The following is a 23606-nucleotide window of genomic DNA, read 5'->3' as shown; positions in this document are numbered from 1 at the left end:
GCGTCGTGCGCAAGCTGCTCGTCATCGCGCTGGTGGGGCTCGCCGCGCAACTCGTCGATGGTTCACTCGGCATGGCCTACGGGCTGACCTCCTCGACGCTGCTGCTACTGGCCGGCGTCGCACCGGCAGCCGCGTCCGCCTCGGTGCACCTGGCCGAGATCGGCACCACGCTCGCCGCGGGCACGGCACACTGGCGGTTCGGCAATGTCGACTGGCGGGTGGTGCGCCGCATCGCGGTGCCCGGCGCGCTCGGCGCCTTCGCCGGCGCCACCTTCCTCAGCGCGCTCTCCACCGAGGCGGCCGCACCCTGGATGGCCGCGATCCTGTTCACGCTCGGCGCGTACCTGCTCATCCGGTTCTCCCGACCGCTGCGCCGAAGCCCGGCCGCCGGCCGGCTGCGCGGGCGTTTCCTTGGCCCGCTCGGCCTCGTCGCCGGCTTCGTCGACGCCACCGGCGGCGGTGGATGGGGCCCGGTGGCCACCCCGGCACTGCTGGTCAGCGGCCGGCTGGAGCCCCGCAAGGTGATCGGCTCGGTGGACACCTCCGAATTCCTCGTGGCCGCCGCCGCCAGCCTCGGCTTCCTGATCGGTCTGGGCACCGAGGGCTTCCTGCTGCCGATCGTGCTCGCGCTGCTCGCCGGTGGCCTGATCGCCGCACCGATCGCGGCCTGGCTGGTGCGCATCGTGCCGGCCCAACTGCTCGGCGCGGCCGTCGGTGGCGTGATCGTGCTGACCAACGCCCGGGTCCTGATCCGCGCCGGTGACCTGGGTGGTTTCCTGCCGGTGCTCGTCTACCTGCTGCTGGCCGCGGGCTGGATCACGGCCCTGACGCTGGCGATCCGGGTGCTGCTGCGGACCCGCCGCGAGCGGGCCCTCGCCGCAACCCACGCCCCCGCCGACCCGCCCCACGCCCCCGCCGAGCCGGTCGGCGCGGGCGCACCCGCCCACCCCGATCCCCGTTGACCATGAGGTTGTTGTCCCGACGCGCCAGGCGGCGGGACAACAACCTCATGATCAACGAGAGGGGCTGCGGGGAGGCTCAGGTCTCCGGGGAGAGGGTTGTGGCGGTGTGTGCGATCAGCTCCCAGGTTTGGTCGACGTGCGTCTGGGTGGTCTGCGGGGCGCCGACGGCCAGCCGCAGGGTGTGTCGGCCGGCGACCCGGGTGTGGGTCAGATAGATCCGACCGGTGGCATTCACCGCCGCCAGTAGGCGCTCGTTCGGCCCGTCCGGGCCGCGCAACCGGAAACACACCAGGGCGTACGGGTGGTCGGCGACCAGTTCGAACCGGTCGTCGGCGCGGACCCGGTCGGCGAACCCGGCGGCCAGCGCCACCCCTCGACGGATGTGCTCGCGCAGGCCCTCGACGCCGTACCAGCGCAGCACGAACCACAGCTTCAAGGCTCGGAACCGCCGACCCAGCGGCACCTGCCAGTCCCGGTAGTCGATCACGGCGCCGGACTCGGTGGCGGCGTTGCGCAGGTACTCCGGCAGCACGGTCAACGCCTCGACCAGTTCATCCGCGTCGGCCACCCAGAACGCGTCGCAGTCGAAGCCGGTCAGCAGCCACTTGTGCGGGTCGAAGCAGTACGAGTCGGCGTACTCCAGGCCCGCGTGGCCGAACCGCAACTCCGGGCAGACCGCCGCCGCGCCCGCGTACGCGGCGTCGACGTGCAGGAAGACACCGTGCTCGGCGCAGATCGGGCCGATGGCCGGCAGCGGGTCCACCGCCGTGGTGGAGGTGGTGCCGACGGTCGCCACCACCAGGGCGGGCACCATCCCGGCGGCCCGGTCCGCCTCGATCGCGGCGCGTAGCGCCACCGGCGACATCGCTCGGGTCGCCGGGTCCACCTCGATCAGGCGTACGCCGTCGGCGCCCAGACCCGCGATCCGGGCGGCCTTCTCGACCGACGAGTGCGCCTCCGTCGAGGCGTACACCCGGTAACGACGGTCGACGCCGGCCTGGCGCCACCGCCCGCCGGCAGCCCGGTGCAGCGCGACCAGGGTGGCCACCAGGGTGGCCGAGGAGGCCGAGTCCTGGATGACCCCGCCGCCGCGACCGGTGGAGCGGAACCGGGCCGGTAGATCCAGCAGGTCGGCCAGCCAGTCGAGCAGCACCGTCTCCAACTCGGTGCAGGCCGGACCGGTGGCCCAGAGCATGCCCTGCACGCCCAGCCCGGCACTGACCAGGTCACCGAGCACGCTGGGGCCCGAGGTGTTGGCCGGGAAGTACCCGAAGAAACCCGGATGCTGCCAATGGGTGAGCCCGGGTGCGACCAGCTTGTCCAGGTCGGCGAGGACCGCCTCGACCGGCTCACCCCGGGCCGGCGGCCCGGCCGGCAGCCCGGCGGCCAGCGTGCCGGGCGGGTCCTGGGAGGTCACCGGGCGTTGCGGCAGGGTCGTCCAGTAGTCGGCGATCCAGTCGACCACCGCGTACCCGGCCCGGCGGAACTCCTCGGGCGTCATGTGTGCAGCCACCTGGCGAGTGGATCAAAGGAGCGGCTGCGGAGCAAGGCGGCGGATCGATTGTGAGCAGAAAGCGCTTGCCCTAGCATCACAGATGCGCGGGAACGCACTTACTCTCATCGATTCGATGGACTCTTTCCGCTAGCGCGGCGCGGCCGCCGGCCCGGGCAGAGCCGGTGGACAACGCTCGTCGGCTCCGGGCACGGCCGGCGGACCACCGGACGCCGCGCGTCCGACCTCCACCGGAGGAACCATGCTGCGCACCGCCCCCCGGGCGGCCCTGCTCGCCGCGGCCACCGCCACAGCGGTCGCCGCCGCCGGCGTGCTGACCACCCTGACCGCCTCGGCCGCCGCCGCGGGATGCCGCGTCGACTACCGCGTCACCAACCAGTGGACCGGCGGCTTCGGCGCCGACGTCACCGTCACCAACCTCGGCGACCCGGTCAACGGCTGGACCCTGACCTGGACCTGGGCCGCCGGGCAACAGGTCACCCAGGCCTGGAACACCACCGTCACCCAGTCCGGCGCCCAGGTGAGCGCCCGTAACGTCGACTACAACGCCGCCATCGGCACCAACGGCAGCGTCAACTTCGGCTTCAACGGCTCGTGGAACGGCAGCAACCCGGCACCGACCAGCTTCGCGCTGAACGGCACCACCTGCACCGGCGCCACCACACCGACCACCCCGCCACCGAACCCCACCACCCCGCCACCGTCACCGACCACGCCCCCACCGTCACCGACCACGCCGCCGCCCACCACACCTCCGCCCACCCCGCCACCGGACGGAGCCATGCAGGCGGAGGACCTGGATCGGGGCCTGGTCAGTGTCCGCTCAGGGTCGGCCAACCTGGTCTCGTGGCGGCTGTTGGGGACCGAGACCACCGGCGTGGCGTTCAACCTCTACCGGGGCACGACCAGGGTGAACACCAGCCCGATCACCGGCGCCACCAACTACCTGGACAGTGGCGCGCCGGTCGGCGCGGCGTACACCGTGCGGGCCGTGGTGGGCGGCACCGAGCAGGCCGCCTCCGCGCCCGCGTTGCAGTTCCCCTCCGGCTACCTGGACGTCCCGTTGCAGGTTCCGTCCGGCGGCACCACCCCGAGCGGCGAGGCCTACACCTACTCCGCCAACGACGCCAGCGTCGGTGACCTCGACGGCGACGGCCGGTACGAGTTCGTGCTCAAGTGGGACCCGTCAAACGCCAAGGACAACTCTCAGTCCGGCTACACCGGCAACGTCTACGTCGACGCGTACACCCTCACCGGCACCCGGCTGTGGCGCATCGACCTCGGCCGCAACATCCGCGCCGGCGCCCACTACACCCAGTTCCAGGTGTACGACTACGACGGCGACGGTCGAGCCGAGGTGGCCATGAAGACCGCCGACGGCACCCGCTCCGGCACCGGCCAGGTCATCGGCAACAGCGGCGCCGACCACCGCAACTCCGCCGGCTACGTCCTCGCCGGCCCCGAGTACCTGACCATGTTCGACGGCCGCACCGGTGCCGCCCTCTCCACCGTCAACTACGACCCGCCGCGTGGCACCGTCTCCTCCTGGGGCGACAACTACGGCAACCGGGTCGACCGGTTCCTCGCCGGCACGGCGTACCTCGACGGCCAGCGCCCGTCGCTGATCATGGCCCGTGGCTACTACACCCGTGCGGTCATCGCCGCCTGGGACTTCCGCAACGGCACCCTCACCAAGCGGTGGACCTTCGACTCCAATGCCTCGGGCAACGGTGCCGCCGCCGGCCAGGGCAACCACAGCCTCTCCATCGCCGACGTCGACCGCGACGGCCGGCAGGAGATCGTCTACGGCGCGGCCACGGTCGACGACAACGGCCGCCTGCTGTGGTCCACCGGCCACGGCCACGGCGACGCCGGGCACGTCGGCGACCTCGACCCGTCCCGCCCTGGTTTGGAGTACTTCAAGGTCAGCGAGGACGGCAGCAAGCCCAGCTCCTGGTTCGCCGACGCCCGCACCGGGCAGATTCTCTGGTCCACCCCGACCGGCGGCGACAACGGCCGGGGCGTCTCGGGCGACATCTGGGCCGGCAGCCCCGGCGCCGAATCCTGGTCGTCCGCAGTCAGCGGCCTGGCCAACACCCGAGGTCAGAACATCGGCCGCAAGCCGTCCTCGACGAACTTCCTCGCCTGGTGGGACGGCGACCCGGTCCGCGAACTGCTGGACGCCACCCGGATCGACAAGTACGGCACCGGCGGCGACACCCGCCTGCTCACCGGCAGTGGCGTGGCGGCCAACAACGGCACCAAGGCCACCCCCGCGCTCTCGGGCGACCTCTTCGGTGACTGGCGGGAGGAGGTGGTCTGGCGCACCAGCGACAGCCGGGCCCTGCGGATCTACAGCACCCCGACGCCGACCAGCACCCGGATTTACACCCTGATGCACGACCTGCAGTACCGGGTCGCCGTCGCCTGGCAGAACACCGCCTACAACCAGCCCCCGCACCCGAGCTTCTTCATCGGCGACGGCATGAGCACGCCACCCGCGCCCGACATCCACCTGCGTTGACCGCCGGGGTGAACAAGCGATAGAAGTAAGGAAAAGGCACCGGGCCGCAATCGCGGAATCCGCACAACTGCGGCCCGGTGCCTCACACCGCGGCACCCCCGACCCGTCCCGACCGGGGAGTGCCGTACCACCACCGGATACAAAGTTAGGCGGGCTCCGCGTCGCGAGGGTGACGCCGTCGTGAAGATCGTGTTTCGCGGCACCGGGAACGCTGTGACCTGGGCCACCATGCCGTCCCGGGCAGCGCAGCCCGCCGGGCGACGGCCACCGCCTCAGCGGCGCAGACCGCCGGCCACCTCAGTGGCGATCAACTCGAACGAACGCACCCGGTCGGCGACGTCGTACACCATCGTGGTCAGCATCAGCTCGTCCGCGCCGGTGCTGGCCAGCAGGTCGCCCAACTGCCGGCGTACCGTCTCCGGGGAACCGCTCGCCTGACCCTGCCGGCGCTGCGCCAGGAACTCCCGCTCGAACTCGGTGTACGGGTACGCCGCCGCCTCGTCCGGAGTGGCGAGAGGCTCCGGCCGACCCGACCGCAACCGCAGGAACGACAACCCGGCCGGCCCGGCCAACCACTCGGCGCGCTCGTCGGACTCCGCACAGACGGCGTTCACCGCCACCATCGCGTACGGCCGATCCAGCCACCGCGACGGGCGGAAACTCTGCCGGTACAGCGCCAACGCGGGCAACGTGTTCTGTGCGCTGAAGTGGTGCGCGAAGGAGAACGGCAGTCCCAGCGCGCCGGCCAGCTGAGCGCTGAACCCACTGGAGCCCAGCAACCACACCGCCGGCCGCTGCCCACGCCCCGGAGTCGCGGTGATCCGTCCCGACCCCGTCTCGTCGAAGTAGCCCATCAGATCGTTCAGCTCCCGGGGAAAACCCTCGGCCGACAGACCCTCCATGGTCCGGCGCAGCGCCAACGCGGTCACCTGATCGGTGCCGGGCGCCCGGCCGATGCCCAGGTCGATCCGCCCCGGATGCAGCGCCTCCAGGGTGCCGAACTGCTCGGCGACCACGAGCGGTGGATGGTTGGGCAGCATCACCCCACCCGAGCCGAGCCGGATGTCGGTGGTGTGTGCGGCCAGATGCGCGATCAGCACCGCCGGTGCCGAGGACGCGATCGCCGGCATGTTGTGGTGCTCGGCCACCCAGAACCGGTGGTAGCCCAGTTCGTCGGCGCGTCGCGCCAACTCGGTGGTGTGCCGCAACGCCTCACCGGCGGACGCGCCGGCGGCGACGGGAGCGAGGTCGAGGACAGACAGGGGTACGTCGATCACACGGCTGGCCAACCCGGCGTACGCCGGTTCTGTTCCCGACCCGGCCAGCGACGTGATCAACCCGACCCGCGGGCCTGCTCGAAGATCAGGCTGGTCTGGGTGTGCTGCACCGCCGGATCCACCGCCAGATGGTCAAGCACGAAGTCGCGCAGCGCCTCCGCCGAGGCCGCCCGCACGTGCAGCACGTAATCCTCCGCGCCGGCCACGTGGAACACCGACACCACCCCCGGCAGCCGCACCGAGCGGGCCCGGAACGCGTCCACCGCCGCCCGCGCGTGCTCGGTCAGCCGCACCGACACCAGCGCCTGCAACGGCAACCCCAACGCCGCCGGATGCACCTCGGCGTGGAAACCCCGGATCGCCCCGCACTCCCGCAACGCCCGGGTACGCGCCAGGCAGGTCGACGGCGCCACCCCCACCCGTTCGGCCAGAGCATTGTTCGGCAACCGGCCGTCGCCGGCCAGCTCGGTCAGGATCGCGCGGTCGGTGTCGTCGAGGGCCGCGAACGGCCGAACATCGTTCGATGCGGGGGGCATCCCGCCATCCTTCACCGAACGACACCGGCTGCGAAAGCGATTATAGCGAATAATATTCGGAGCTATTGCCCCTGATGGGCTGGATGTTCGATCCTCTCGACATGACGACCGTGGACACCCGAGCCGTGCACGCCGGCCGCGACGACCTTGCCGCCCTCGGCGTCCACGTGCCGCCGATCGACCTGTCCACCACCAACCCGCTGCCCTCGGTGCACGCCGGCGGCGACGCCTACGAGACCCTCGCCACCGGCGGCACCCGCCCCGCCGACGCCAGCGCCGTCTACCAACGGCTGTGGAACCCGACAGTCGCCCGCTTCGAAACCGCCCTCGCCGAGTTGGAAGGCACCGCCGAGGCCGTCGCCTACGCCAGCGGCATGGCCGCACTCACCGCCGCCGTGCTCGCCGCCACCCGCGACGGCCGGCGACACCTGGTCGCCGTCCGCCCCCTCTACGGCGGCACCGACCACGTCCTCGCCACCGGTCTGCTCGGCACCGACGTCACCTGGGCCCGGCCCGACACCGTCGCCGCCGCCATCCGGCCCGACACCGCCCTGGTGATCGCCGAAACCCCCGCCAACCCGACCCTCGACCTGATCGACATCGCCGCCCTCGCCGCCGCCGCCGGCCAGGTGCCCCTGCTGATCGACAACACCGTCGCCACCCCGGTCCTCCAGCAGCCCACCCGACACGGCGCACAGCTGGTGCTGCACAGCGCCACCAAGAGCATCGGCGGCCACGGCGACGTCCTCGCCGGAGTGATCGCCTGCGACGCCGAATGGGCCAGCCGGCTGCGCCAGATCCGCGCCCTGACCGGCGCGATCCTGCACCCCCTCGGGGCGTACCTGCTGCACCGCGGCCTACAGACGCTGCCGCTGCGGGTCCGCGCCCAGCAGGCGGGCGCGGAGAAACTCGCCATCTGGCTCGCCGCACACCCGGCGGTCGCGCGGGTCCACCACCCCGGCGCCAACGATCCGGCCGGGCTCGTCGGCCGCCAGATGTCCGGCCCGGGCAGCCTCCTCGCCTTCAAGGTACGCGGCGGCGCCCCCGCCGCCGCGGCGGTCGCCGACGCCTGCCGGCTGATCACGCACGCCGTCTCCCTCGGTGGCGTCGACACGCTCATCCAGCACCCGGCGTCACTCACCCACCGCCCCGTCGAGGCGGAGGCCAAACCCGACGGCGGACTGTTGCGCCTCTCCGTCGGTTTGGAGGACCCGGAGGACCTGCGCGCCGACCTGGAGAACGCGCTCGCCGCGATCTGACCCGGTCGAACCTTCGGCGTGCGGGCAGTCGTCGGTCGGTGGTGTCCGGGCGATTCACGACTTCGGGCCGACGTGGCGATCGAGCGCGGCCACCGCCTCCCGGCGCGTGACGGACAGGCTGTTGGGACGGTTCATCCGCCAGGCGATGCCGAGCAGGTCCAGGCCCCATTGGCAGAGCCCCATGATGTCGGTGGACTCGTTGACGAACATGTAACGCGGGTAGACGTACGTCTTTCCCCGCACGGTGACCCGGTTCGCGATCCGGCAGCCGTCGGAGTGGAACAGGCCCCGGAGAAAGTCACCGGGGACCGTCCGGACTATGCGCTCCTGCCATTCGGCGAGAACAATCCGCCGTTCGTGCTTCTTGCCGGGCCCGTGCTGGGGCAGCAGGCACGGCCAGTGCGTGCCATAGCTCTGCACGCCGACGCAGCCCTGCTTCTGCACGTGTTGCACGGAGGCTGCCAGCACCGCGCGCATGGCCTTGTCGCATAGCGAGATCAGGCTTGGCCAGATGTCGGCGCAGTAGATGCGCAGGACCGGGACCCGGGCGCTGGTGACGAGGTGGCCGTCGCCCAGGTAGAGGCCGAGGAGGTAGGCGTAGGCGTGTGGATCGGAGGGACCGTCCTCACCAGGCAGGCAGCGAAAGCAGCGGGTCGAACTTCCGGCCATGATGGGATCCGGCCGGTCGACGCACCAGTGCCAGACGGTGGTGTAGGGGAGGGAGAGGGCACGGGCCGCCGAGCGGATGGTGTGGCCTTGGGCACGTAATGCGCGGACACGATTCCGCATCTCGGGAGGATGCACGCCACCATCATCGAACGCGTGTATGACAAGGGTGCCGGGAGCGGGATTCGAACCCGCAAGCCCTTTCGGGCAGAAGTGTTTGAGACTTCCGTGTATGCCGTTCCACCATCCCGGCGGGTGGGGCTTACTGTACCCGACTACGCTCGTGCGGGAGCATGGGTGGTAGCCGTGCCGGAAACGATGGTGGGAGTGGCTCGTGGCCGAGACGCAGACGGATGCCGCGCGCAGGCGGGTACTGATCGCCGAGGACGAGGCGCTGATCCGGCTGGACCTGGCTGAGATGCTGGCCGAGGAGGGCTACGAGGTGGTCGGCGAGGCCGGTGACGGCGAGGCCGCCATCCGGTTGGCCGAGGAGCTCAAGCCCGACCTGGTGATCCTCGACATCAAGATGCCGATCATGGATGGGTTGGCGGCAGCCGAGCGGATCGCCGGGTCCCGGATCGCCCCGGTGATCATTCTGACCGCGTTCAGTCAGCGTGACCTGGTGGAGCGGGCTCGCGCGGCCGGCGCGATGGCGTACCTGGTCAAGCCCTTCCAGAAGAGCGACCTGGTGCCGGCGGTGGAAATCGCCCTCTCCCGCTACTCGGAGATCGCCGCGCTCGAGGCCGAGGTGGCCGGGCTGACCGACCGGCTGGAGGTCCGCAAGACCGTCGAGCGGGCCAAGGGCGCGCTGATGACCACGTACAACATGAGCGAGCCGCAGGCGTTCAAGTGGATCCAGCGCACCGCGATGGACCATCGGATGACCATGAAGGAGGTCTCCGAGCGGATCCTCGCCGAGACCGCCGGCGGTGAGGTGGCCGAGCCGGCCTCCTGACCGGGCGCGCCGTCTGGGTCGCCGTGGTCACACCCATCGCTGAGGCTCGTTGTCGCCGCTAGCATCTGGCCACATGGGCGTTCGGTGCTTCGCGCGTACCCCGCGCTCTGGTGGTCGTCGCTTTCTCCTCCTGGTGTGCGGCCTGCTCGCGGTGCTGCTGGCGGGCTGTCCCGCATCCGGCGGTGAGACCGACGAGCCGGAGCCGGTGTCGTTGGTGTGGCAGCGGGTCCAGCTGCCGTCGCCCGACGGGCCGGGCCGGATCGTGCTGCGGGATCTGGCTGTCTGCGCGGGTCGTTGGCATGCGGCGGGTGCGGTTGTCGACGGGGGCGGTGACGCCCGACCGGCGGCGTGGTCCAGCCCGGACGGTGCGCAGTGGACGCCGGTGCCGGTGCTGGCCGATTCCTATTACGGGCGGCGGAGCGTGTTGTTCTCGATCGCCTGCCGCGACGGGCGTGCGGCTGCAGTCGGCGGCAAGGTGGGTGGCGCGCACGGCAATCCGCGGGTGAGCACCTGGTGGCAGCGTGGGGACGGCACGCTGGTGGAGGTGGCGGCGTCGTTCGAGCTGTACGGCGGGCCGAAGGCGGTGAACGTGTCCCGGTTGGCGGCCGGTCCCGCCGGCTGGCTGATCGTCGGCAACCGGGCCAGCGGTGCGGCGGCCTGGGTCTCGCCGGACGCCGCGGAGTTCACGTTGATCGAGGGCGCGCCGGAGTTGTCCACCGACGAGCAGGGTGTGACCTGGGCGTTCGACGCGGTGTCCGGGCCGTCGGGGTGGTTGGCGGTGGGTGGGCTGCTGCCCCCGGGCCGCATCGACCGGGATCCGGTGGCGTGGACGTCGGTGAACGGGCGTGACTGGGGCCGTACCGTGCTGCCGGGCACCGAGGCGTACGAGGAGATGCAGCGGGTGGTCCTGGTCGACGGCGCGCCGGTGGGGGTGGGGCTGCGGGGCCGGGGCTTCGGCACGTGGCGTCGGGAGTCGACGGGGTGGACAGCGGCCGGGGCGTTCGGTGCGGTGGCCGGCGGGGTGCCCTCGGTCGGTGGGTTGGCCGCCGAGGGCGGGCGGGTCATGGCCGTGGTCTCCGACGGTGAGCGGTACGGCGGGTGGCTGTCGGAGGATCGGGGCGACCGGTGGCGGACGGTCGAGTTGCCGGTGACGGCACCGGTGGGGGCGGACCGGAGCGTCAGCCTGACGGCGGACGGTCAACGGTGGTGGCTGGCGGTGGACGACGGCTCGGGCACGTCGCTCTGGACCGCTCGGCTTGCCCCGACGTCCCAGTGAAGCCGTTCGGCTACTTTCTGTAGTTGCTTCGGCTGCCCACGGCATGTCTTCCGGGTGGGGAGTTCGCCTGTCGGTCCAGGTCGGTTGCGGCGATCGATGCTGTCCCGGCTGGCGGACGGGCAGCCGCTCAACCACCGGTCAGCGGATTGACCTGTTACGGGAGTGGCGGCATTCGGGGTCGTCTTCGTAACGGTTTCGCAGACCCCGCCTCTGACTCTTCCGAGACCGTAGGAGTGTGGGTACGCTCCGCCATCACGAGCCGTAACGCAGGGGGTCTCCTTGCTGGGCCGGTGGTGCCGCGCCACAGCCGTCGCCGCTGCCCGGACCAGGTGTCTGTCCTGCTTCTGGAGGAGGTCAGGAAGCCGTGAGGCGAAGCTATTCAAGGGCGCTGGGTACTGCCGCGCTCGCCGCGGTGCTGGTGGCCGCCGCGGGTTGCCAGGACACCGGTGGCAGCAACGGCGATGACACCGCGTCCGGGGACTGCGGTGGCAAGATCGCCATTTTCGGTGCGTTCAGTGGTGACAACGCGGGTCTGGTGCTGCCGTCGCTTAACGGCGCCAAGCTCGCGATCAAGCAGCACAACGACGCGAACGCCGACTGCCAGATCGAGATGGTCGAGTTCGACACGCAGGGTGACCCGGCGCAGGCCACCCCGGTGGCGAACCAGGTCGCGGGTGACGCCTCGTTCCTGGGTGTCATCGGCGGTCACTTCTCCGGTGAGTCGGACGCCACCATGCCGGTCTACGAGGCCGCCGGTCTGGTGATGGTCGCCCCGTCGGCGACCCGGACCGACCTGACCCAGAAGGGCAACAAGTCCTTCTTCCGGGTGGTCGGCAACGACGGCACCCAGGCGGGCGCCGTGGCGACCTACCTGAAGTCGCAGAACGCGCAGCGGGTCTTCCTGATCGACGACGCCAGCGCCTACGGTGCCGGCATCACCGCCGAGCTGACCAAGAACCTGGGCGCCACGATCGCCGCCAGCGACAAGATCCAGGAGCGGCAGGCGCAGTTCGACGCCACCATCTCGAAGATCAAGGCGGCGAACGCCGACTTCGTCTTCTACGGCGGTTACACCCGTGAGGCCGCGCCGCTGGTCCGCCAGATGCGTGCCGCAGGTGTCGACGCGAAGTTCATCGGCCCGGACGGTCTCTACGACCCGGCCTTCCCGGCGGGTGCCTCCGGCGGTGCCGAGGGCTCCATCATCACCTGCCCGTGCCTCCCGGCCGACAAGGCCGGCGGTACCTTCACCGCTGACTACCAGGCCGCGTACGGCCAGGCGCCGGGTTCCTACGGTGCTGAGGGCTTCGACGCCGCGCAGATCTTCGTGGACGCCTTCAAGGACGGCAAGAAGAGCCGCGCCGAGATCCTGGAGTACGTGAAGGGCTACGACAAGCAGGGCGTGTCGAAGTACATCAAGTTCGACGCCAACGGTGACGTCGACCCGTCGCGGGTTGTCATCTGGTCGTACGAGATCAAGGGCACGGCGTTCGAGCCGCTGCAGGAGCTCAAGCTCAGCTGACGACCGGCACCGAGTGCGGCCGGGGTTGTACGTTGCCCCGGCCGCGCTCCATGCAAGGAGACCTTGGTGAATTTCGACGATCTCTTCGGCCACATCGGCCAGCACACCGTCGACGGGTTGTCCAAGGGGGCGATCTATGCCCTGATCGCCCTGGGCTACACCCTGGTGTACGGCGTCCTGCGCCTGATCAACTTTGCGCACTCCGAGGTGTTCATGGTCGGCACCTTCGCGGTGCTCGGCCTGTGGACCGCCTTCGGGGTGGAGAACAACCCGCCGATCGGCCAGGCGGTGCTGTTCCTGGTGCTCGGCCTGATAGTCGCGGCGCTGGCCTCGGGCGGCACCGCGCTGGCGATCGAGCGGATCGCCTACCGCCCGCTGCGGCGCAAGAACGCGCCGCCACTGATCTTCCTGATCACCGCCATCGGCCTGTCCCTGGTGCTGGTGGAGATCTTCGGCCTGGTGCTGCCGAAGCTGCTGGGCGAGGCGGTGCCCTCGATCTTCGGTCGGGCCCGGATCATCCTCGGCATGCCGACGATCATCGAGCAGAAGACGCTCTTCACGATCTTCGGCACGTCGATCACCAACATCCAGATGATCGTGTTCGTCTCCGCCGTGGTGATGATGGCGCTGCTGGACTGGTTCATCAACCGCACCCGGTATGGCCGGGGCGTGCGGGCGGTGGCGCAGAACCCGGAGACGGCGGCGCTGATGGGCGTCAACCAGGAGCGCGTGATCATGCTGATCTTCGTGCTGGGCGGCATCATGGCCGGCGCGGCGGCGCTGTTGTGGAGCATGCGCTTCGGCTTCACGCAGAACAGCATCGGTTTCGTGCTCGGTCTCAAGGCGTTCACCGCGGCCGTGCTCGGTGGCATCGGTAACCTGCGCGGCGCGCTGGTGGGCGGGCTGTTCCTCGGCATCGTCGAGGTCTACGGCGCCACCCTCTTCCAGTCCAGCTGGGAGGACGTCATCGCCTTCGTGGTGCTGGTGGTGGTGCTGATGTTCCGGCCGACCGGCATTCTGGGCGAATCGCTGGGGAGGGCCCGAGCATGATCAGCAAGATCCGAGAGCTGGACCGCAGCCGGGTCAACGCTCTGCATTCGGTTGGTGAGAGGTGGCGGGCGCTGCCGAAGTGGCAGCGGTCCCTGGCGTTCGTCGCCTTCGTGGTGTTCCTCTACTACCTGCCGCTGCTCGGCATCCCCGGCCTCACCTGGTTGCGTACCGACTCGATCTCGGGCGGCAGCAACTGGGCGGGGGTGCTCTTCACCTGCGCCGTCTACGTGCTGGTGGCGATCGGCCTCAACGTGGTGATCGGCCTGGCCGGTCTGCTCGACCTCGGCTACATCGGCTTCTTCGCCATCGGCGCGTACGCCGTGGCGCTGTTCGGCTCGGTGAACTCGCCTGTGGTGCAGTGGTTCCAGCGGGAGTTCGACCTGCCGCCCACCTGGGCGGTGACCTGGGCTATCTGTGCCTTCATCGCGCTGGTGCTGGCGCTGATCTCCGGGGTGTTGCTGGGTTGGCCGACGCTGCGGCTGCGGGGTGACTACCTGGCCATCGTGACGCTCGGCTTCGGTGAGATCATCCGCATCGTGGCCCGCAACCTGGAGGGCGTCACCCGGGGCCCGCAGGGCATCTCGGCGATTCCGGGGCCGGAGGGTCCGCCCTCGCCGGACAACCAGATCTTCGGTCTGATCGACATCAAGCCGTGGTACTGGCTGGCGATCACCGTCGTGATCCTCATGGTCTTCGCGGTGCGGCGGCTGGAGCACAGCCGGGTCGGCCGTTCCTGGCTGGCCATCCGGGAGGACGAGGACGCCGCCGCGGTGATGGGCGTCTACCCGTTCAAGTTCAAGCTCTGGGCCTTCGCCATCGGCGCGGCGCTCGGCGGCTTCGCCGGGTTCCTGTTCGCCAGCCGGTACGCCTTCATCGACCCGACCCAGTTCAATGTGAACCTCTCCATCCTGTTCGTGGCGATGGTGGTGGTCGGCGGGTCGGGCAACATGGTCGGCGTGTCGGTGGGTGCGGTGCTGCTGGCGTACCTGCCGGAGCGGTTCCGGGAGATCGCCGACTACCGGTGGCTGGCCTTCGGTCTGGCCATGGTGCTGGTCATGATCCTGCGCCCGCAGGGTCTGATCCCCAGCCGGCGGCGGGCCCGCGAGCTGAAGGACCGCGCGGCGGAGGCAGAGGAGGCGCCCGCTCATGTCTGATGAGACCAAGACCCCGGCGGCGCCGAAGATCCCGGCTCAACCGGGACCGGCCAGGAACCTGCTGGAAGTCGACAACGTCACGCTCCGGTTCGGTGGTGTGGTCGCGCTCAACGAGGTCAACTTCGAGATCAAGGAAGGCGAGATCCTCGGCCTGATCGGGCCCAACGGCGCCGGCAAGACCACCTGCTTCAACGTGATGACGGGGGTCTACAAGCCGACGTCGGGTGCCGTCCGGTTCGGCGGCGAACGGGTCACCGGTCGCAAGCCGCACCAGATCAGCCGGCTGGGCATCTCCCGGACGTTCCAGAACATCCGGCTGTTCCCGGAGATGTCGGCGCTGGAGAACGTCATGGTCGGGACGGACTCCCGGCACAAGACGAGCGTGCCCGGCGCGCTGTTCCGGCTCTACCGGGTGCGGCCCAGGCCGGAGCAGTTGCCGGAGGTCACCGCCCCCGGCGGTGTCGCACGCACCTGGCAGCAGTTGCGACGGTCCTTCGCCAAGACCTTCGGCCTGTCCCGCTACGTTCTGGAGGAGCGGGCGGCCGAGGAGAAGGCGATGGAGCTGCTGCGTTTCGTCGGTATCGCCGACCGGGCCAACGACGCGGCGCGCAACCTTCCGTACGGCTACCAGCGGCGGCTGGAGATCGCCCGGGCGCTCGGCACCGAGCCGAAGCTGCTCTGCCTGGACGAGCCGGCGGCCGGGTTCAACCCGGCCGAGAAGGAGGAACTGCTGGGGCTGATCCGCCGGATCCGCGACAACGGCGTCACCGTGCTGCTGATCGAGCACGACATGCGGCTGGTGATGGGTGTCACCGACCGGATCGTGGTGCTGGAGTTCGGCAGCAAGATCGCCGACGGTCTGCCGGACGAGGTCAGCCGAGACCCGCGGGTGATCGCGGCATACCTGGGGGAGTCCGCCGATGCTGCTTGAGTTGGACAACGTCAGCGTCTCGTACGGCCGGATCGAGGCGTTGCACGGCATCAGCCTCACCGTCAACGAGGGGGAGGTGGTGGCCCTGATCGGCGCCAACGGCGCCGGCAAGACCACCACCATGCGGGCGATCTCCGGCATCCGGTCGCTGTCCGGCGGCCGGATCACCTTCAACGGTGAGGACATCAGCAAACTCCGCGCCGACCTGCGGGTGGTCCGGGGACTGTGCCAGTCACCCGAGGGTCGGCAGATCTTCCCCGGCATGACCGTGCTGGAGAATCTGGACATGGGGGCGTACACCCGGCGCGACCACGCCGGCATCGCCGCCGACCTGGAGCGGGTGCTGGAGATGTTCCCTCGGCTGCGCGAGCGGCGTAAGCAGGCTGGTGGCACCCTCTCCGGCGGCGAGCAGCAGATGCTCGCCGTCGGCCGGGCGCTGATGAGCCGGCCAAAGCTGCTGCTGCTGGACGAACCGTCGATGGGTCTCGCTCCGATGATCATCCAGCAGATCTTCGACATCATCGTGGAGATCAACCAGCAGGGCACCACGGTGCTGCTGGTGGAGCAGAACGCCCAGCAGGCGCTCTCCCGGGCCCACCGGGCCTACGTGCTGGAGACCGGTCGGATCGTCAAGGAGGGCACCGGTCAGGAGCTCCTGCACGACCCGTCGATCAAGGAGGCGTACCTGGGCGTGGCCTGAGGTGTGCCGTACCGACGTCGGCCGTCCGTCCCTCGTGGTTGGGCGGCCGGCGGCGTTCCGGCGCTGCCGCGCCAGCCTTGTCGGCGGTACGGACTAGAGTCGCAGCCGTGACAGCTACGACCCCGCGCCTGCTCCTCGTCGACGGACACTCCCTGGCCTACCGGGCGTTCTTCGCCCTGCCGGTGGAAAACTTCTCCACCACGACGGGGCAGCCGACAAACGCGGTCTACGGCTTCACCTCGATGTTGATCAACGTGTTGCGCGACGAGCAACCGACCCACATCGTGGTCGCCTTCGACGTGTCCCGCCGCTCCTTCCGCACCGACAGGTACGCGGAGTACAAGGCGGGCCGCAGCGAGACCCCGACCGACTTCAAGGGCCAGGTCAGCCTGGTGAAGGAGGTGCTGGCGGCGCTGCGCGTGCCGGTGGTGGAGAAGGAGGGCTACGAGGCCGACGACGTCATCGCCACGCTGGCCTGCCAGGCCCGCGACCAGGGCATGCCGGTGCTCATCTGCACCGGCGACCGGGACGCCTTCCAACTCGTCGACGAGCAGATCACCGTGCTCTACCCGCGTAAGGGCGTCTCCGACCTGGCCCGGATGGACCCGGCTGCGGTCGAGGCGAAGTACGGCGTCGCCCCCGGCCGCTACCGCGATCTGGCCGCCCTGGTCGGCGAGACCAGCGACAACCTGCCCGGCATCCCCGGCGTCGGCCCGAAGACCGCCGCGAAGTGGATCAACACGTACGGCGGGGTGGAGGGCGTCATCGCCCGGGCCGACGAGATCAAGGGCAAGGCGGGCGACAGTCTCCGGGAACGGCTCGCCGATGTGATCCGCAACTACGAGATCAACCAGCTGGTCGCCGACCTGGAGTTGCCGCTGCGTCCCGAGGACGCCCGCTGGCAGGGATGGGACCGCGAGGCGGTGCACCAGGTCTTCGACACCCTTCAGTTCCGCATCCTGCGGGACCGTCTCTACCAGTACCTCGAAGCGGTCGAGCCGGAGGCGGAGTCCGGCTTCGACCTGGTCGGCGAGGTGCTTGCCGCGCCCGGCGCGCTTGTGGGCTGGCTGGAGACGCACGCGCCGGCCGGCACCGGTGTCGGCGTCGCAGTCAAACTCGACACCGGTCCGAACCGCCGGCACACCGCCACCGTCACCGGCCTGGCGTTGGCCACCGCCGACGGCGCGGCGGCCTGGTTCGACCCGGCCCAGCTGGCGGCCGGCGACGAGGCGGCGCTGGCGGCGTGGCTGGCCGACGAGACCCGCCCCAAGGTGCTGCACGACAGCAAGCCGGCCGTGCTCGCCTTCGCCGCGCACGGCTGGTCGATTGCCGGCATCGCCCGCGACACCCAGATCGCCGCGTACCTGGCCCGCCCCGATCAGCGCTCCTACGACCTGACCGACCTGGCGCTGCGCTACCTGCACCGGGAGTTGCGGGTCGACGCCCCCGAGACCGGCCAGTTGACCCTGGACGGGCTCGGCGGCGACAGTGAGGCCGAGCAGAACCTGATGCTGCACGCCCGGGCCACCCTCGACCTGGCCGACGCGATCGACGCGGAGCTGTCCCGCGACGGAGAGCAGTCGGCCCGGCTGATGGCCGGGGTGGAGCTGCCGCTGATGCGGGTGCTGGCGCAGCTGGAGCGTACCGGCATCGCCGCCGACACCGACTACCTGACGGAGTTGGAGGCGCACTTCGCCGCCGAGGTGAAGGCCGCCGCGCAGGGCGCGTACGAGGCGGTGGGGCGGGAGTTCAACCTGGGCTCACCCAAGCAGTTGCAGGAGATCCTCTTCGGCGAGCTGAACCTGCCGAAGACCAAGCGGATCAAGACGGGTTACACCACCGACGCCGACGCGTTGCAGTGGCTCTACGCGCAGAGCCCGCACCCGGTGCTGGCCCACCTGCTGCGGCACCGCGACGTGGCGAAGCTCAAGTCGACGGTGGACGGGCTGCTCAAGTCGGTCTCTGACGACGGGCGCATCCACACCACCTTCAACCAGACGGTGGCCGCCACCGGTCGGCTCTCCTCCACCGAGCCCAACCTGCAGAACATCCCCATCCGCACCGAGGAGGGGCGACGGATCCGCCGTGCCTTCGTGGTGGGGGAGGGCTTCGAGTGCCTGCTCACCGCCGACTACAGCCAGATCGAGATGCGGATCATGGCGCACCTGTCGGCCGACGACGCGCTGATCCAGGCGTTCAACTCCGGCGCCGACTTCCACGCCGCGACGGCCTCGTCGGTCTTCACCGTGCCGCTGGCCGAGGTCACCCCGGACCAGCGGCGCAAGATCAAGGCGATGAACTACGGACTGGCGTACGGCCTCAGCGCCTTCGGCCTGTCTCAGCAGCTCGGCATCAGCGCCGAGGAGGCGCGCGGGTTGATGGAGAACTACTTCGCCGGGTTCGGCGGGGTGCGGGACTACCTGCAGGAGGTGGTCGCCCGAGCTCGGCAGGACGGCTACACCTCCACTATCCTCGGTCGCCGGCGGTACCTGCCCGATTTGGTCAGCGACAACCGCCAGCGGCGCGAGATGGCCGAGCGGATGGCGCTCAACGCCCCGATCCAGGGCTCCGCGGCGGACATCATCAAGGTCGCCATGCTGCACGTCGACACCGCGTTGCGGGACGCCGGGCTGCGCTCCCGGATGCTGTTGCAGGTGCACGACGAGCTGGTTTTCGAGGTGGCGCCGGGAGAACGGATGGTGCTTGAGGAGTTGGTCCGGCGCGAGATGGGTGGGGCGTACCCGCTGTCGGTGCCGTTGGAGGTGTCGGTGGGCGACGGCCGAGACTGGAACAGCGCCGACCACTGACCCTCTTGGCCGGGTTTCGGGGCGGCCCAACCTTGGCCTGGCGGGATTTCGGGGCAGCCCGACCCGCTCCGGGCGGTCAGGCTTGATCCCTGCACGGGCCGGGCTGCCCTGAAACCCTGACGTGGTCACGGGACACGGGTCTCGGTCCTGCGGACGGACCGTGCGCTGACGCCGCGCAGTGTCGGGCAAGTTGCTGCCTCGCGGGTGGGTGGACACAGCAACTACGCCGAAATGGTCGCCTGCTGGTGTGCTGGCGGGTGGGTGCACGGTTGTGGAGCTCAGCGGCCGGGGCCTCGGCGGGACTTGGGTGGGGCGCCGTGCCGGTCGAGGGCCTTGCGGGAGGGGCCGCCGGGCGGTGGCAACGGGGCCTTGACCGGGTCGTGACCCCAGTTCATCAGCGAGTACCGCCACCGGGTGTCACGGACGTCGCCGCTGGGACGCTGCGCCATGTGCCGTCGGACGTACCCGACGACCTTGCGCATGTGTTTGTAGTCGGCCTCGGTCAGCTGGCCACGCTTGCGGCGCAACAGATCGATGATCTTCCGGCCGGACTCGTGGCCGACCGTCTCGCCGCCCCCGCTGCCCTTCCTCCGCCAGCCGACATGCTTGGACTCGTCGGTGTCCAGCCACTTGGACAACTCGCCGGGTTTCATGTTCACCGCCTCGGTGAACTCCCGGTAGGTCTGGTCCGGGTCGTCACGACTGCTCACGGCGCAGCACCTCCGGACGGTGGGCCACATCGCGACCCGAGTCGTCGTTGCGGATGCGGTACTGCGGCTGCTCCGGTGACGCGTCCACCGCGTGCCCGCGTACGTGGGTCCGTTCGGTCAGCTTCTCCTTGACCACACCGTGGGCCCGGCCGCTGTGGCTGGCCCAGGAGACGTGGTCGCCCTTGCGGAACTCCTGGTCGGCCATGGTGTTCGGGTACCCGGGGGTCGTCGGTGAAAACGCCGCCGCCCGGTCACGTGCTCGGTCGGGGCTATGGAGTGAGGTCGCGGACCGGAAGTTTGATCTCGAAGGGTTCGGTCAGCTCGACCAGTTCCGTGCTGTCGGCGACGAGTTCGTACTGCCGCTCCCCGCCCGGCCCGATCCGGTCGCCGAGGCGGTAGGCGTACACGCGCACCGGGTTCTGCTCGATGCGCCAGTAGAAGGGGATGCCGGCGGCGGCGTACTCGCCCGGCTTGGCGAACCTGTCGACGCGGCGGGTACCCGGCGAGACGACCTCGACGGCCAGCACGACGTCCGCCGGCCGCAGCCGGGACCGGTCGGCGGGCAGTCCGGCGCGGCAGAGCAGCACGTCCGGTTGTCGGCTGGTGTTGTGGCTGAGCCCGACGCCGATCGCCTGGGCGGCACGCAGGTGCGCTGGCGCGTGGGATCGCAACCACAGCCACATCAGACTGGAGATGTCCTGATGGCCCAGGGTGGGGGAGGGTGTCACGTGGATGACTCCGTCGACGAGTTCGACGCGGGGGGCGTCATCCGGCAGGGCGAGCAGGTCCTCCAGCGTGTAGTCCGCACGCTGCTGCCGCATCGGGTCCGGACACCAGGGGCCAGGTGATGTCGGGATGGGCTCGGCGCTCATGTGGTGAGCGTAACGCCACCCGGGGACGACGGCGTCGCACTGACCGTCCGGCACGGCGTCGTTCCTCAGCGGGCCGGTTTCTCGGTGACGAAGATGGCGGTGCCGGGAAATAGCCGGCCGCGCAGCGGGCTCCACTGCCCCCAGGTCCCCTCGTGTCCCTCCGGCCACTCCGGTTCCACCAGGTCCAGCAGCCGGAACCCGGCACCTACCAGCTCGCGTACCCGGTCGCCGAGGGTGCGGTGCTGCTCGACGTAGCTGGCCCGGCCGTGTTCGTCCAGCTCCACGTACGGCCGGGTGTCGAAGTACGAGTGCACGGCGGTCAACCCACCCTCCCCGGGATCGTCCAGGAAGATCCAGCGCATCGGGTGGGTGACCGAGAAGACCCACCGGCCGCCGGGACGCAGCACCCGATGCACCTGGCGCATCAATGCCGCCGAGTCCTCGACGAACGGGACCGCGCCGAACGCCGTGCAGGCGATGTCGAAGGTCTGGTCGGCGAAGGGCAACGCGAGCGCGTCGGCCTGCGCCAGCGGCACGCGTACCCCGCTGCGGGCGTTGGCCTGTGTCGCGTGCCGCAACATGCCGGCGGACAGGTCCGCCGCGACCGGCCGGGCTCCCTGGGTGGCCAGCCAGCGGGAGCAGGACGCAGCGCCGCAGCCGACCTCCAGCACCTGCCGTCCGGTCACCTCGCCGAGCAGCCGGGCGTCGGCCTCGCGCAGCCCTTCCGGGCACCAGACGAAGTCCACGTCGCCCAGGAAGCTGCCGTGTTCTGCCTGGTAGGCGTCGGCGTCAGCGTCCCACCAGCGCCGGTTGGCGGTGCGTGCCTCGGCGTCACCGACCCGACGCCGGATCACCCGGTCTGCGTCGTCCACCAGGCCACGCTAGGCCCTCACGACGGTGGGGCCGGCGGCGGCCCGTCGCCACCCACGGCGTGTCTGGTCGAAATCTCCGCTTTAGCGGCTGGTGCGCCGATGAGTAGACGGGAGGGCTTGCACGCTGTGGTAATGCGGCAGGTAGGGTAGACGATGCGCTCGCGGATCGTGTGCCTCGGCAGGGAGCAGGTGCGCGGTCGACGGAGTCACATCAAGATCTCGTTCAGCGATATCCAGGTGGGCCCGCCGACGGATCCGTTGGCGCGCACAGGTCACCGCGACACCAGCCTGCTGTGACACACCATCCGACCGGAGCAACCGCCCACATGACGAGCAGCATCGAGGCCCCCTCGAGCGCCACCAAGGTCACCGTCGACGATCTCGGTTCAGAAGAGGCTTTCCTCGCCGCGATCGACGAGACCATCAAGTACTTCAACGACGGCGACATTGTCGAAGGCACCGTCGTCAAGGTCGATCGGGACGAGGTCCTGCTCGACATCGGCTACAAGACCGAGGGTGTCATTCCCTCTCGGGAGTTGTCGATCAAGCACGACGTGGACCCGGCAGAGGTCGTCTCGGTGGGCGACCACATCGAGGCCCTTGTCCTCCAGAAGGAGGACAAGGAGGGCCGGCTGATCCTCTCCAAGAAGCGGGCGCAGTACGAGCGGGCCTGGGGCACGATCGAGAAGATCAAGGACGAGGACGGGGTCGTCCGCGGTTCCGTCATCGAGGTGGTCAAGGGTGGCCTCATCCTCGACATCGGGCTGCGCGGCTTCCTGCCGGCCTCCCTGGTCGAGATGCGGCGGGTGCGCGACCTGCAGCCGTACGTCGGCCGCGAGCTCGAAGCCAAGATCATTGAGCTGGACAAGAACCGCAACAACGTGGTGCTGTCCCGCCGGGCCTGGCTGGAGCAGACGCAGTCCGAGGTGCGCACCGAGTTCCTCAACAAGCTCCAGAAGGGGCAGGTCCGCAAGGGCGTCGTCTCCTCGATCGTCAACTTCGGCGCGTTCGTCGACCTGGGCGGCGTGGACGGCCTGGTGCACGTCTCCGAGCTGTCCTGGAAGCACATCGACCACCCGTCCGAGGTCGTCGAGGTGGGCCAGGAGGTCGAGGTCGAGGTCCTGGACGTCGACCTGGACCGCGAGCGGGTCTCGCTGTCGCTGAAGGCGACCCAGGAGGACCCGTGGCGGCAGTTCGCCCGCACCCACGCCATCCAGCAGATCGTGCCGGGTAAGGTCACCAAGCTGGTGCCGTTCGGTGCCTTCGTCCGGGTGGACGACGGCATCGAGGGTCTGGTCCACATCTCCGAGCTGGCCGAGCGGCACGTGGAGATCCCCGAGCAGGTCGTCCAGGTCGGCTCTGAGGTCATGGTCAAGGTCATCGACATCGACCTGGAGCGTCGCCGGATCTCGCTGTCGCTCAAGCAGGCAAACGAGGGCTTCGTCGAGGGCGAGGAGCACTTCGACCCGACCCTCTACGGCATGGCCGCGACCTACGACACCGAGGGCAACTACATCTACCCGGAGGGCTTCGACCCGGAGACGGGCGAGTGGCTCGAGGGGTACGACAAGCAGCGCGAGACCTGGGAGAACCAGTACGCCGAGGCGCGGCAGCGCTGGGAGGCGCACCAGAAGCAGGTGCAGACCTCCCGGGCCGCCGAGGCCGAGGCCGCTGCCAACCCGCAGCCGGCTCCCACGGCTGGCGGCACCACCACCTCGACCAGCAGCGCGGCCCCGAGCCGGCAGGCCGAGGAGCCGGCGGGCACGCTGGCCACCGACGAGGCGCTCGCCGCACTGCGGGAGAAGCTCGCCGGCGGCAAGTGAATCCGCGGCACCTCCAGTCGCGGCGTGTCTGACGCCGCACCGCGACCTGGACCTGTCGACTGACAACGAAGGGCCCCGCCCCGACCCCCGTACCCAGGGTCGGGCCGGGGCCCTTCCCCTACTCCCGCCCCCACCCCCACCCCCACCCCCCTCCCCTCCTCGATCCGTTGATCATGAGGTTGGCGGCACTTTGAAGATCA

20 protein-coding genes and 1 tRNA gene are annotated in these 23606 nt (G+C 70.2%); 12 read left to right on the top strand and 9 right to left on the bottom strand.

Annotation, left to right across the window (positions count from 1 at the left end; translation table 11 throughout):
• Nucleotides 1-5 precede the first annotated feature (5 nt).
• On the top strand, nt 6-962 hold the full coding sequence (locus O7601_RS26960; protein ID WP_281563869.1) for a sulfite exporter TauE/SafE family protein: 957 nt from the start codon (nt 6-8) through the stop codon (nt 960-962).
• A gap of 76 nt (nt 963-1038) precedes the next feature.
• Here the strand turns inward: O7601_RS26960 and O7601_RS26955 are convergent, their stop codons facing one another.
• Nucleotides 1039-2475: a pyridoxal-dependent decarboxylase gene (locus O7601_RS26955; RefSeq protein WP_281563868.1), complete on the bottom strand. Its 1437-nt coding sequence runs from the start codon at nt 2473-2475 to the stop codon at nt 1039-1041.
• A 241-nt stretch (nt 2476-2716) separates the two neighbouring features.
• Between O7601_RS26955 and O7601_RS26950 the strand changes: the two genes are divergently transcribed.
• A complete protein-coding gene (locus O7601_RS26950) occupies nt 2717-4999 on the top strand; it encodes a cellulose binding domain-containing protein (RefSeq protein WP_281563867.1) in 2283 nt (760 codons plus the stop codon).
• Nucleotides 5000-5271: 272 nt separating this feature from the next.
• Here O7601_RS26950 and O7601_RS26945 read toward each other — a convergent pair whose 3' ends face one another.
• Nucleotides 5272-6276, bottom strand: coding sequence for an LLM class flavin-dependent oxidoreductase (locus O7601_RS26945; RefSeq protein ID WP_281563866.1), 1005 nt, complete (start codon nt 6274-6276; stop codon nt 5272-5274).
• 56 nt (nt 6277-6332) lie between these two features.
• Nucleotides 6333-6812: an Lrp/AsnC family transcriptional regulator gene (locus tag O7601_RS26940; RefSeq protein ID WP_281563865.1), complete on the bottom strand. Its 480-nt coding sequence runs from the start codon at nt 6810-6812 to the stop codon at nt 6333-6335.
• Nucleotides 6813-6895: 83 nt separating this feature from the next.
• On the opposite strand from O7601_RS26940, the gene O7601_RS26935 reads away from it, so the two are divergent.
• Nucleotides 6896-8071 carry a PLP-dependent aspartate aminotransferase family protein gene (locus tag O7601_RS26935; protein ID WP_281563864.1) on the top strand — a complete coding sequence of 392 codons (1176 nt, stop codon included), beginning with the start codon at nt 6896-6898 and terminating at the stop codon, nt 8069-8071.
• A gap of 54 nt (nt 8072-8125) precedes the next feature.
• Here O7601_RS26935 and O7601_RS26930 read toward each other — a convergent pair whose 3' ends face one another.
• Both O7601_RS26930 and O7601_RS26925 read right to left on the bottom strand, forming a co-directional pair.
• On the bottom strand, nt 8126-8875 hold the full coding sequence (locus tag O7601_RS26930; RefSeq protein ID WP_281563863.1) for a transcriptional regulator: 750 nt from the start codon (nt 8873-8875) through the stop codon (nt 8126-8128).
• A gap of 32 nt (nt 8876-8907) precedes the next feature.
• Nucleotides 8908-8990 (bottom strand) — tRNA-Leu (locus O7601_RS26925).
• An 81-nt stretch (nt 8991-9071) separates the two neighbouring features.
• Here O7601_RS26925 and O7601_RS26920 point away from each other — a divergent pair.
• The 8 genes from O7601_RS26920 (at nt 9072) to polA (ending at nt 19129) form a co-directional block, all read left to right on the top strand.
• A complete protein-coding gene (locus O7601_RS26920) occupies nt 9072-9692 on the top strand; it encodes a response regulator (RefSeq protein WP_281563862.1) in 621 nt (206 codons plus the stop codon).
• A gap of 73 nt (nt 9693-9765) precedes the next feature.
• Nucleotides 9766-10968 carry a hypothetical protein gene (locus O7601_RS26915; protein ID WP_281563861.1) on the top strand — a complete coding sequence of 401 codons (1203 nt, stop codon included), beginning with the start codon at nt 9766-9768 and terminating at the stop codon, nt 10966-10968.
• Nucleotides 10969-11332: 364 nt separating this feature from the next.
• Complete coding sequence (locus O7601_RS26910; protein ID WP_281563860.1) at nt 11333-12487, top strand: branched-chain amino acid ABC transporter substrate-binding protein; 1155 nt, start codon at nt 11333-11335, stop codon at nt 12485-12487.
• A 66-nt stretch (nt 12488-12553) separates the two neighbouring features.
• Nucleotides 12554-13537 (top strand): branched-chain amino acid ABC transporter permease, encoded by a 984-nt coding sequence (locus O7601_RS26905; protein WP_281563859.1) that lies wholly within the window; start codon nt 12554-12556, stop codon nt 13535-13537.
• A complete protein-coding gene (locus tag O7601_RS26900; RefSeq protein WP_281563858.1) occupies nt 13534-14691 on the top strand; it encodes a branched-chain amino acid ABC transporter permease in 1158 nt (385 codons plus the stop codon). The genes O7601_RS26905 and O7601_RS26900 overlap by 4 nt, the downstream gene beginning before the upstream one ends.
• Entirely contained in the window at nt 14684-15622 is a 939-nt protein-coding gene (locus tag O7601_RS26895; RefSeq protein ID WP_281563857.1) for an ABC transporter ATP-binding protein, read from the top strand. Before O7601_RS26900 ends, O7601_RS26895 begins: the two co-directional genes overlap by 8 nt.
• Nucleotides 15612-16322, top strand: coding sequence for an ABC transporter ATP-binding protein (locus tag O7601_RS26890; protein ID WP_093401488.1), 711 nt, complete (start codon nt 15612-15614; stop codon nt 16320-16322). The genes O7601_RS26895 and O7601_RS26890 overlap by 11 nt, the downstream gene beginning before the upstream one ends.
• A 107-nt stretch (nt 16323-16429) precedes the next feature.
• Nucleotides 16430-19129, top strand: a complete 2700-nt coding sequence (gene polA, locus O7601_RS26885; protein WP_281563856.1) for a DNA polymerase I — start codon at nt 16430-16432, stop codon at nt 19127-19129.
• Nucleotides 19130-19407: 278 nt separating this feature from the next.
• Here the strand turns inward: polA and O7601_RS26880 are convergent, their stop codons facing one another.
• The 4 genes from O7601_RS26880 to O7601_RS26865 form a co-directional block, all read right to left on the bottom strand.
• Complete coding sequence (locus tag O7601_RS26880; RefSeq protein ID WP_281563855.1) at nt 19408-19839, bottom strand: DUF3140 domain-containing protein; 432 nt, start codon at nt 19837-19839, stop codon at nt 19408-19410.
• Nucleotides 19826-20044, bottom strand: a complete 219-nt coding sequence (locus O7601_RS26875; RefSeq protein ID WP_281563854.1) for a DUF2945 domain-containing protein — start codon at nt 20042-20044, stop codon at nt 19826-19828. Before O7601_RS26875 ends, O7601_RS26880 begins: the two co-directional genes overlap by 14 nt.
• A 64-nt stretch (nt 20045-20108) precedes the next feature.
• Complete coding sequence (locus O7601_RS26870) at nt 20109-20711, bottom strand: Uma2 family endonuclease (RefSeq protein WP_281563853.1); 603 nt, start codon at nt 20709-20711, stop codon at nt 20109-20111.
• A 65-nt stretch (nt 20712-20776) separates the two neighbouring features.
• Nucleotides 20777-21583, bottom strand: a complete 807-nt coding sequence (locus tag O7601_RS26865) for a methyltransferase domain-containing protein (RefSeq protein ID WP_281563852.1) — start codon at nt 21581-21583, stop codon at nt 20777-20779.
• Nucleotides 21584-21909: 326 nt separating this feature from the next.
• Between O7601_RS26865 and rpsA the strand changes: the two genes are divergently transcribed.
• Nucleotides 21910-23406, top strand: a complete 1497-nt coding sequence (gene rpsA, locus O7601_RS26860; protein ID WP_281563851.1) for a 30S ribosomal protein S1 — start codon at nt 21910-21912, stop codon at nt 23404-23406.
• Nucleotides 23407-23606 lie beyond the last annotated feature (200 nt).

Origin of the sequence: Verrucosispora sp. WMMD573, from assembly GCF_027497175.1 — a bacterium.
Classification (GTDB): domain Bacteria; phylum Actinomycetota; class Actinomycetes; order Mycobacteriales; family Micromonosporaceae; genus Micromonospora.
This window is presented reverse-complemented; position numbering and strand designations above follow the sequence as displayed.

Coding starts and splice junctions, on each gene's coding strand:
- O7601_RS26915 (WP_281563861.1), top strand. CDS start 9,766: ATGGGCGTTCGGTGCTTCGCGCGTACCCCGCGCTCTGGTGGTCGTCGC.
- O7601_RS26900 (WP_281563858.1), top strand. CDS start 13,534: ATGATCAGCAAGATCCGAGAGCTGGACCGCAGCCGGGTCAACGCTCTG.
- O7601_RS26870 (WP_281563853.1), bottom strand. CDS start 20,711: ATGAGCGCCGAGCCCATCCCGACATCACCTGGCCCCTGGTGTCCGGAC.
- O7601_RS26935 (WP_281563864.1), top strand. CDS start 6,896: ATGTTCGATCCTCTCGACATGACGACCGTGGACACCCGAGCCGTGCAC.
- rpsA (WP_281563851.1), top strand. CDS start 21,910: ATGACGAGCAGCATCGAGGCCCCCTCGAGCGCCACCAAGGTCACCGTC.
- O7601_RS26890 (WP_093401488.1), top strand. CDS start 15,612: ATGCTGCTTGAGTTGGACAACGTCAGCGTCTCGTACGGCCGGATCGAG.
- O7601_RS26895 (WP_281563857.1), top strand. CDS start 14,684: ATGTCTGATGAGACCAAGACCCCGGCGGCGCCGAAGATCCCGGCTCAA.
- O7601_RS26875 (WP_281563854.1), bottom strand. CDS start 20,044: ATGGCCGACCAGGAGTTCCGCAAGGGCGACCACGTCTCCTGGGCCAGC.
- O7601_RS26950 (WP_281563867.1), top strand. CDS start 2,717: ATGCTGCGCACCGCCCCCCGGGCGGCCCTGCTCGCCGCGGCCACCGCC.
- O7601_RS26940 (WP_281563865.1), bottom strand. CDS start 6,812: ATGCCCCCCGCATCGAACGATGTTCGGCCGTTCGCGGCCCTCGACGAC.